Here is a 6,062-nt window from a genome sequence, read left to right on the forward strand (position 1 = left end):
GACGCAGCGCTGCCTGCGTCACGCCAGCCAGTTCGGCTGCTCGAGCGCGACACGCTGCTGCTCGAGCGTCCGGATATGCTGATCCCAGTAGTGCTCCTCGGTCAGCCATGGAAAGGCACGCGGAAAGGCCGGATCTTCCCAGCGCTCGATCAGCCAGGCGCTGTAGCGCAGCAGCCGCACCGTACGCAGCTGCTCGATCCAGCCGAGCTGGCGGCGTTCGAAATCGCAGTACTGTTCGTAGCCCTCGATAAGTTCGCTGACCTGCTGCTGCCACTCCATCGGCTCGTTGGCCGAGATCAGCATCCAGAGATCCTGCACCGCCGGCGCCATGGTGCAGTCATCGAAATCCACCAGCGCGAAGTGCTCGTCGCGCCCGAGAATGTTACCGGGATGGCAGTCGCCGTGGACCCGCTGCAGTGAACTGACCGGCCAGGCATCATCCGGCAGGTGATTCAGCAGCTCACCGGTGATGCGCTCGTAGGCACTGCGCTGCCGCGTGGTCAGCCAGCCCCGCTCGAGCACCCGGTTACAGCTCTGGGCCGCCACGGTACCCGGCGACAGGGTGGCGCGGTGGCGGAAGGAGCGCCTGCGGGCCACAGCATGGACCTGTCCGATGGTTTCCCCCAGCGCAAACAGATGCGCCGGATTATCCAGCTCCGGCGGCTGGCCGGGAATGGCATGAAAGAGCGCGAAGCGGTAGCCCTCGTACTCGTGCAGGGTCTCGCCCTGCTCATTGTGCCAGACCGGACCAATGCGCACGCCGGCCTCCTCGAGCTCATCAAGGAAAGCGTGCTCTTCCAGAATGGCCGAGTTCTCGAGGCGGTCGGGCCGATAGAACTTGGCGATGAAGCGTCGACCCTCGTCGTCGCGCCAGTCGAAGACACGATTCTCGTAGCTGTTCAGGGCAAAGGGCTCGCCTTCAACGCGCAGCCCCTGTGACTCGATGGCCGCCACGATGCGCTCGGGTTTCAAGGCCTCGAAAGGATGCGTCTGAGCTGATCGCGCCATGGGTCTCGCTCCCGCTGCGGTCTTTGAGACCCAGATTAACAGATTCGGTGCATCCGGGAGGGCGTGCGTGCTACTGCCAGCACACTGACATGTCGGACCCCGGCATCACGACAGGCACCGGCCAGTGAAGCCAGTGTTGCGCCGGTCGTCATGACATCGTCGAGCAGTATAACGGTTTCGGGCAGTGCCCGCGGCACTCGAAAGGCGCCTGCGACATTGCGTCGCCGCGCCCGACGGTCAAGATCGCGCTGGCTGGGTGTTGCCCGCACCCGCTGCGCCCCGAGCAGCTGCCAGCCGCGCCGGGCCGCCAGCTGCCGGGCCAGCCAGGCGGTCTGATCGAACCCGCGCTCGCGCGCCCGATCCGCATGCAGCGGCACCGGCATCAGTATTTCGGCAGGGGCTTCGAACTTCAACGTGTTCAGGCCTTCATCCATCAGGGCGGCCAGCAGATGACCGGCGCGCCGATCGGCCTGGAACTTGAAGCGTTGCAGCGCGGCGGCAATATCGCCCTCGTAGCGCCAGGGCACATGCGTGGTTTCAAAGGGTGGCGGTGAGCGCAGGCACTGCCCGCAGCACCGTGCTTCGTTGATCTCCAAGACATCGCCGCACTGCAGACAGGCATGACGATGATGCGCCAGCCCGGCATAGCACGCCCGGCACCAGGGCTTTCAGTCATCGCTTTTTCCCAGGCAGAAGGCACAATCACCGGGCAGCAGGCGCCGCCCCAGCCGCTCCAGCCCGAGCCAGCAGCGCTCCCGCATCAGTCCCGTTACTCGACCGCTCACTGCCCTCTCCCGATCAGATGGTGATGCACCCCGGCGCCCTGCAGGCCTGTACACACCGGTATCGGCCGAAGGCGTACACCGCTGAAACGCAGGCATGAGCCGAGACCATTGACTCGCCCGTTCGCGTCTCTAGAATATGAGCGCGCTGCGGATGTGGTGGAATTGGTAGACACGCTGGATTTAGGTTCCAGTGCCTTCATGGCGTGGGAGTTCAAGTCTCCCCATCCGCACCATCTCTTCTCCTTATCCTTTCCTGACACTCTTCAAAGCCAAGTAATGGCGCATCTTCCGAACCACCTACTGTATATCCACACATAATGGTTTAAGCCATTCTGCGTTGTCTGGCTTGTAGGCCTCGCTGTATGCTTGCCTGAAAATGGCATACATGAAACGGTCGCAGATCAAGCGCAGACCGCTCTCCGATACGGCGCTGGCAAGCCTTGAGCCCGAGTCTCAGGCCTACCGCGAACTGGACGGTAATGGGCTTTATATTCGCGTAAAACCCAATGGTACGAAGTCCTAGGAGCTGCGATACAAGAAGCCCAGCGGCAAGTGGTCATGGATGGGGCTGGACGGCTACCCCAGCGTCTCGGCATAGGCCGCCCGCAAGGAATCCGAGCGGCTAAGAAAGATGGCTACTGACGGCATCGACATATCCACTGCCGAGCAGAAGCAGGCCAAGCCGACGTTCCGGGAAGCGGCTGAGGAATGGTATCAGCGCAAGATCGACGCCGGCCGAGCCCGCAGCACTACCCGTCAGATGCGCATGTACCTCGACCGAGACATCCTTCCCGTCATCGGCGACAAGCCTCTCAACGAGATCACCCGTGCCAAGTGCGCCGGCATACAGGAAGCGATTGAGGACCGGGGCGCCTTCAACATCGTCAAGAAGATCCGCGAGTGGATCAGCAACATCTTTTCGATGGCCATTGCTCAGGGCAAGTGCGAGCTGAACCCGGCAACAGAGCTTCGCCATATCGCTGCTCAGGGGCCCGCAAGGCGAAACTACCCCCACCTGATCGAGGGTGAACTACCGGGATTTCTGCAGGCGCTCAGAAAGTCTCCCGCGGGCGTCGTCACACTCATGGCCACCTGGATGGTGCTGCGCACGGCTTCTCGCCCCGGCATGGTCCGCTATGCGAAATGGTCGGAGATCGACTTCGACAATGCACTCTGGACGATCCCGGCCGATAAGATGAAAGCGAGGCGCGACATCTGGTGCCGCTGGCCGCGCAGACGCTCGACGATCTCCGTCATCTGCAGGAGGTCACCGGCCGGAGCCGCTGGTTGTTTCCCGGCAGCAGTAGTATGAACCCGACCATCAGCGATACGGCCATCAATAACTTGATCGCCCGGATCGGATACAAGAGCCGGTTTGTAGGCCATGGATCGAGGCATACAGCATCCATCCTGCTACGTGAGCATGGATGGCATCGGAATTACGTGGAGGCCCAGCTGGCGCATAAGGAGCCGGATATGGCAGGCGTTTACAATCAGGCGGCCTATCTAGAAAAGCGCCGGGAGATGATGCAATGGTATGCGAATTATTTAGATCAGTTAGAAAACAACAGCAATCACTGACGGACTGCAGAGATAACAATGTCAAAATATGAACTTTCCATCTCAGAAAGGCAAAAACATACCAAAATTAGAGAAGGTTACTGTCTGCTATGCGAGCGATATGGAAAACTAACTTTTGATCATGTGCCGCCCCAAGGAGCATCCTTCCTTTCCGAAATAGAGCAATTCCATATAACTGAACTTCTTAGCGAGCCTAAGCGCAATATTAAAGGTATAAAATCCCCCAATGGCGGAAAATTCAAAACGATATGCAACGATTGCAACAATACTGTTATAGGCGGCAAAGACGATATAATCAAAAAAGTATGCCACGATGCTTCTGAACAAATCTTGCATATAGCTGGCACCACAAACCCTGACTACAGGATAATAACGGTAAGGACCGATATTTTAAATTATTGCCGAGCCATGATAGGGCATATTTTGGCAGCTACCTCTTGTGACGAGTGCCGAAAACCTCCAAAAGAAACTTCTTATTTTACACCTTTGCAAAATTTTGTCCTTGGAAAAAGCCAAGACATAAGCGAAACACATGACATACATTACTGGTTTTACCCATATAAAAAACAGATAAGCGCAAGATTTATCTGTTATTATGAAAACGGCGCCATCTATTGCATGAGCTTACTATACTTCTACCCTATTGCCTTTCTTGTTACTCAGAAAGGGGCGCCAGTATATACAAATCATTCCAGAAAAGTAGACTTTACATCTAACACCCTGAGATTTCCGGCAACTATTAATCGTTATATTGACTTCCCATTTTGTGAGTTAAGCGGGAACAAGATGTATATGTTGGCAGCGCAGCAATGCACTATCAGTTACCCAAGATAGAATTATAATTTACAAACCTGTCCGGCGCTCTGAATCTCCTGCATCCTCGCCGGACCGATGCCATTGATTCGGGTCAGGTCGTTGACGCTCTGCCACGGCCGACCATCAATGATGTCCTGAGCCCGTGCCGGGCCAATGTTCGGCAGCGCATCCAGTCGCTCAGCGGAGCCGCTATTCAGGTCGATGCAGTTGCTCGCAGATCCATCGGAATCACCACCAGCTTCAGCTGAGGTGAACCCGGGCTCCGCATCGCCGAGCGAGAGATAGACCGGCGCGTGATCGGAGACAGTGCTGCGCCCTTCTTCATTGGTGATTCCCAGCAGTTTCGAATACTGCACGATGCCGCTACCGCTCACGTCGAGCACACTTGAGTCGTACCAGAAGTTGTCATAGAGGTGCGCGTACTGGCCGTCAGTCTCGCTGAGCGTTGATGCACCAGATGTAATGGCTGGCTGGGCACCCTGCTCTCGCAGCGGCTGCCAGGCAGCGTTATCGGGCGACAAATTGAAATCGCCGGCGATAATGCGCGGCGTGTCCGGATAGACCTCACTCATCCACTGCCAGATGCTGGCCAGCTCACGGATCTCCGGCGTGCGATCAGCGCGGCTGTCACCGTAGACGATATGTATCGCAGCCATGGCGACTTCCTGACCAACATCACGATCACGAAACTCAGCGAAGTATGGCTCGCGTGCAAACTGGTCGCCCGAATCCATGTAGACCACTGCGCCTTTCGTGTACTCGACAGCGCTGTCACGCCACAGGTACGCGTAGCTTTCCTGGTACGAGCTGCGCCCCACTTCATGAGAAACCATGGAGCTCCACTGCTCGCCGGTCTGCTGTTCAAGCGTGTGCTCAAGCTGAGTAACAGCATCAGCGCTCATAATCTCTTCAAGGGCCCACAAATCAGCACCTTGAGCAATCTGTACTACCTTCGCTAGATCCTTGCCGTTGCTCCAACCTAGGTGTTTAAGACCACGATCCGATCGTCATGTCAGCCACTACAGGGCTCGCCAGTGCTATTGTTGCCGCCAGCGCGATACTGGTGGTGAGGCATCTCGCTCGAGTCATGCTTTGTCGCTCTATGATAGATTGAGTCGCGCACAATACCGGCAGGGGCACTCGCAGACAAAAGCCCCCACCATGGGAGCTGCAAGGGCAAAACCAACTTCATAGGAAAGCGTTCACAGACACGCTCATCTTATAGGCCAAATCTTATATAGCTTGAATCTGACCCACCTATAGGAATATCTAAAGATCGACAGAGTGATGCCGATAGGAAAAGGAGTGAAAGGCTGATTAGTGCACTGGAAGCGCTCAACCGGCCCCTCGCTTGTAGAGCTGTAACGGTATTAATGTAGAGACGAGAATTAACCTGTCAGCTGCAGTATAATCATTGGCCGAACCAGTCAAAAAGGCTGCATCTGGTGGCAACTCATCTAACCAATCTGAGTTCTTTTAGTTAAGGCATAAAATGCAAAAGCTAAAAAATATAATCAGTAAAATTTTACTCGCATCATTGCTATTCCTCTTTCTTTCTATCTTATTATTCCTGGGAAGCTGCGCACTAACCATTGCTGTTATATTTATTCCTTGCATCTTCATTTTATTTTTACCATTACTAATACCTTTTATTGGTTTTTTAGGCGCTTTGTCCGTTTATGCCAGATTTTTTGGCTGGATGTTACATTTAGCCGAAATTATCTGGCTTCCACTAGAAACATTAGGAATTTGGACCACTATCCCAATAGCTTTAGGGAATCGCTGATCAATTCGTCTCTGAGCGGTTGAAGGGCTCAGAGTGGCACAACCATCGCGTCAGCGATCATTTTCTGACCACCTCAGGTGGTCCGT

General features: G+C 55.5%; 6 protein-coding genes and 1 tRNA gene. 4 read left to right on the forward strand and 3 right to left on the reverse strand.

The window, feature by feature from the left end; genetic code table 11:
• Positions 1 to 18: 18 nt before the first annotated feature.
• Together C7446_RS06835 and C7446_RS06840 are read right to left on the reverse strand one after the other, a co-directional pair.
• Positions 19 to 1,008, reverse strand: coding sequence for a serine/threonine protein kinase (locus C7446_RS06835; RefSeq protein WP_121172335.1), 990 nt, complete (start codon positions 1,006 to 1,008; stop codon positions 19 to 21).
• A gap of 35 nt (positions 1,009 to 1,043) precedes the next feature.
• Entirely contained in the window at positions 1,044 to 1,604 is a 561-nt protein-coding gene (locus C7446_RS06840) for a ComF family protein (RefSeq protein ID WP_245977736.1), read from the reverse strand.
• 336 nt (positions 1,605 to 1,940) lie between these two features.
• On the opposite strand from C7446_RS06840, the gene C7446_RS06845 reads away from it, so the two are divergent.
• The 4 genes from C7446_RS06845 to C7446_RS16285 all read left to right on the forward strand — a co-directional run bounded on the left by C7446_RS06845 (position 1,941) and on the right by C7446_RS16285 (position 4,208).
• A tRNA-Leu gene (locus tag C7446_RS06845) sits at positions 1,941 to 2,026 on the forward strand.
• Between the two features lie 398 nt (positions 2,027 to 2,424).
• Positions 2,425 to 3,105, forward strand: a complete 681-nt coding sequence (locus C7446_RS16545) for a tyrosine-type recombinase/integrase (protein WP_211327869.1) — start codon at positions 2,425 to 2,427, stop codon at positions 3,103 to 3,105.
• On the forward strand, positions 3,012 to 3,374 hold the full coding sequence (locus C7446_RS16550; protein WP_211327870.1) for a tyrosine-type recombinase/integrase: 363 nt from the start codon (positions 3,012 to 3,014) through the stop codon (positions 3,372 to 3,374). Before C7446_RS16545 ends, C7446_RS16550 begins: the two co-directional genes overlap by 94 nt.
• Before the next feature lie 18 nt (positions 3,375 to 3,392).
• On the forward strand, positions 3,393 to 4,208 hold the full coding sequence (locus C7446_RS16285) for a metal-binding protein (protein ID WP_147408735.1): 816 nt from the start codon (positions 3,393 to 3,395) through the stop codon (positions 4,206 to 4,208).
• Between the two features lie 2 nt (positions 4,209 to 4,210).
• Here C7446_RS16285 and C7446_RS06860 read toward each other — a convergent pair whose 3' ends face one another.
• Positions 4,211 to 5,092, reverse strand: coding sequence for a helix-hairpin-helix domain-containing protein (locus C7446_RS06860; RefSeq protein ID WP_245977738.1), 882 nt, complete (start codon positions 5,090 to 5,092; stop codon positions 4,211 to 4,213).
• Positions 5,093 to 6,062 lie beyond the last annotated feature (970 nt).

Origin of the sequence: Kushneria sinocarnis (assembly GCF_003633775.1) — a bacterium.
In the GTDB taxonomy this organism is placed as follows: domain Bacteria; phylum Pseudomonadota; class Gammaproteobacteria; order Pseudomonadales; family Halomonadaceae; genus Kushneria; species Kushneria sinocarnis.